Genomic DNA, 3,591 nt, shown 5'->3' with positions numbered 1-3,591 from the left:
GTTGTTGTGATGCGAGGAACAGAGCAATGTAGATAGCAAGAATGCTCAAAGAAGCTCAAGTGTTGCCATTGCCGATCGACTGTATCATGCACTGGGCAGAGAACCCCCGATTCATCAGCAAAACGGGCGCCTGGTTCAAAACCTATCTGCAAATGAAGTTCATTCTGTTCTAAAATATTGTCGTTTGAAAAGATAATTTCTTCCACTTTCCAAGGCGATTGTAAGCCTAAAGCCATACTAAATAAAGATTCATTATTCATGGTATTATTATCGCACTACCCACTAGGATTCACATAGAGCCAAAAACATATATCAAACCTCCCCTAACCCCTCCTTAACCAAGGAGGGGGATTATTCTGAATATTTTCACCGTCTCTTTAGCCAGCATTGTAAAAAGTGACCTAAAGGACCACCTACCAGAATTTTTCTGGCTATTCTGGAAATATTCCTTACTAATCAAGAAAATTTACATTCAGGATTTTTCCTAGGCAGAGAAACGGAAGGGCACTATGAAGCTTGAATTCAATAAGACAGATGTAAATCAGGTTAGGTCTTTTTACAAAAAAAACGTTACCTAGCTTTTGATTATAATCAGTTTTGTAATGTGGGCAAAAGCTTGTTTTACGTGCACTACCCTTGAAATGACAGAGACGTGCCTATTAACATTTTCTAAGAAGGTTAAATCAATTTTGCCGAGATACTTACCTATAAATGGTGTACGTTTCTAAGTGCAATAAGTTCTCTGTCTAATAATGCGCTGTCAGCAAAGTTAAGCTTAACGAAATGGAGTAATGCTGAGGTGCCAATTGAATCAATATGCTCACTTTGAAGCTAACCTCATTATCTACAGCATGACTAATAGATAAGTTCATAATAATTGGCGCTGTATCAGGAAGTTTAAGTGTCAGAGTGTATAACGATTCAAGATTATGTAATTCCCATGTGTTTTTAAATCGAAGTAAACAGCCGTACAAAGAAATATCGATGAGTTCACAAGGGTATTCAATGTTCTGGTGGTTTAACAGGGCGGCAGCCTTATTAAAAATAGAGTGAAACTGTTGATGATCTATATCTGACTTCATGATGTTTTAGTGTATGAAAACTGCATGGGGGTATTGTTGATTAAAATAGTGTCGCTATTTTTGAGTAATTGACTTTTATCGGTTAACGCTCTGTCATTAATTTTTATTCTATCATCGGGTTTCAGCACTGAAGCGAAATAGCCATCTTTTCGACGTGTTACGATTATGATCCCCGCGCTTTCATTACCTATACGGGTCATGTTTTTTTTAAGGGAAACTATGTGACCAATATGTTTGCCTGGCATTATTTGTAAGTTAGCTTCAGGTAGAGTGAGTTGGTTTTTCTGGTTTTCGGGGGCTTGTTTAGGTATATGCTGTTGAATTAAGGACGATGGTTCTGCATGATTATATATAATACGATGCTTGCCAATTGTGATGGTGTCACCATTTTTTAAAAGGTGCTTGCTATGACGTTGTCCATTAATCATAAGTGGAAAATCTGCATTTAGCTGTTTAATGATACTTTCAGAGTTATGTAGGATAACGGCAGCATGAGCTGGCGCAAATGCCAGGCTATCAATTGATAGGTCATTAGTTTCATCTCGACCTATATGGACAACGCCTGATTCAAATCTTGTTGAGCTTAAAAGGTTGTCTTTATAGAAATCGGTAAATTTTGCCATATAATTCGAATAATATCAGTACCTGATTACAGTCAGAATTATTTTAAGTATAGACAAGTTTTCATGGCCTTGTTTAGAATATTACTTGATTATCTGCAGTTCTCAAATATTAACTGTTATTACTATTTGCTACCGGGCTGGGCGGACAATAAAGTCATTAGCCTAATTCAGGGGGGAAAATTTCACTTGAGTAATCGCGTGTTTATTTCGAGAAATAACCTCTAACTGATGATAGTGTAGTTGAAGGCTTGTGCCTGTCTGGGGAATAGTTTCTAAAAACTCAATAATTAAACCGTTGATTGTTTTTGGGCCCTCTGTGGGAAGATTCCAGTGAGTAATACGATTGAGTTCACGCACTGTTACGCTGCCATCAACCAGGTAACTACCATCAGCATATTTTTTTACATCGGCATCTTCAGTCATAATTTCGCCGACAATACCTTGTAATAAATCATCCATACTGACTAAACCTTGAACATCACCGTATTCATCTACAACTAAGCCTATGCGCATTTTATCGACTTTAAAGCTTTGCAGCTGTTTGTGTAGAGGTGTGGTTTCCGGGATAAAAAACGGAGTAATAAGATTGTTGGTTATATCTTGTTTGCTGAAATTTTCACTATTAAGCAGTTGCGTCAGAATAGTCCTTAAATGTAAAAAACCAATAACGCGGTCTATACTTACTTTGTAGATAGGGATTCGGGTATGTTGACTATTTTTAAGTTGATGAATTATCTCTTCAATTGGATCTTCTATATTGATGCCGATGATTTCATTACGGGGAGTCATAATGTCTTCAACTGTCGCACTTTCCAGGTCAATAATCCCGAGTAAAATATTTTTATACCTATCAGGCATAATTGAGTCAGTTTCAGCAACAATACTTTTAAGCTCGTCTTTATTCAGTGTTGTCTCGTTATGATCGCTAGCCTTAACACCGAAAATACGTAATAAGCCATTGGCAATCAGATTGACAAACCATACGAGTGGATAACATAGTTTTAATAAGGGGGTATAAATCCAGGAGGCTGGAAAAGCTATTAATTCTGGTTTTAGTGCCGCAAGAGTTTTGGGGGCAACTTCTGAAAAGATTAATACAACAAGAGTCAGAATACCTGCAGCCAAGGCAATACCTTCATTACCCATCAGGCGCATACCGATAATAGTTGCCAGAGAAGAAGCCAGGATATTAACGAAGTTATTACCTAATAGGATTAAGCCAAGCAAGCGGTCTGGTCGCTTTAATAGACGTTGAGCTTTTTTTGCACTTCTATTCCCTTGTTTAACCAGGTGTTGTAGGCGGTAACGATTGAGGGTCATCAGTGCAGTTTCAGAACTTGAAAAAAACGCGGATAACAAAAGCAGAGCAGCAAGTGCACCAAAAAGTATACTAAGAGGAATGTCGTTCAAAAGAGAGCAATTGAGTAAGTTAAGTTAGGTATAGTTTCTATGATGCAAGAATATTGTCAAGCTTCACTTGCAGAAATTAATAATATACGGAAAAATTCTTTATAATTAACTTTATATTATTAATTTAACATTTTGATACATAATATATTTTATTTTGTATGGCTGTGTGGGATATTAGATTTTTGAGCGCAATTAGCGGGGAGTCGCTATTTTTGCGAAAGCTTGTTTTGGGCATCCCAGCCCAAGCAAGCAGCAAAAACTTAACGCGACCAACTTATGCCTCCGGCGGCCCCGATTCGTCCTCGTCACCTCGTCCCGACCCAACAAGGGGTCGGAACATAGGCTCCAAATGACTTGACGCCGTGTCGGATGGCCTTTTATTTTGTCTCCACCTTCGCTAACGCTCAGACTCCGACAAAACAACGGCCCTACGGCTATCGCGGACTAAAAATCATCACTTCGCTTAGGCTACGTTT

The 3,591-nt window shown here is 38.2% G+C and carries 3 protein-coding genes and 1 pseudogene; all 4 read right to left on the bottom strand.

Annotation, left to right across the window (positions count from 1 at the left end):
• A pseudogene (locus CDZ78_RS12875) lies at positions 1-260 on the bottom strand (ISL3 family transposase); the annotation flags it as partial.
• A gap of 486 nt (positions 261-746) precedes the next feature.
• Positions 747-1,082: a PilZ domain-containing protein gene (locus CDZ78_RS12870; protein WP_087870376.1), complete on the bottom strand. Its 336-nt coding sequence runs from the start codon at positions 1,080-1,082 to the stop codon at positions 747-749.
• Positions 1,079-1,705 (bottom strand): FHA domain-containing protein, encoded by a 627-nt coding sequence (locus tag CDZ78_RS12865; RefSeq protein ID WP_087870375.1) that lies wholly within the window; start codon positions 1,703-1,705, stop codon positions 1,079-1,081. Before CDZ78_RS12865 ends, CDZ78_RS12870 begins: the two co-directional genes overlap by 4 nt.
• Positions 1,706-1,867: 162 nt before the next feature.
• On the bottom strand, positions 1,868-3,115 hold the full coding sequence (locus tag CDZ78_RS12860; RefSeq protein ID WP_087870374.1) for an HlyC/CorC family transporter: 1,248 nt from the start codon (positions 3,113-3,115) through the stop codon (positions 1,868-1,870).
• Positions 3,116-3,591: the final 476 nt, after the last annotated feature.

The sequence above is a fragment of the Bathymodiolus platifrons methanotrophic gill symbiont genome, from assembly GCF_002189065.1.
Classification (GTDB): domain Bacteria; phylum Pseudomonadota; class Gammaproteobacteria; order Methylococcales; family Methylomonadaceae; genus Methyloprofundus.
Note: the sequence above shows the minus strand (reverse complement) of the source record. Positions and strands in the feature narration are given on the sequence as shown.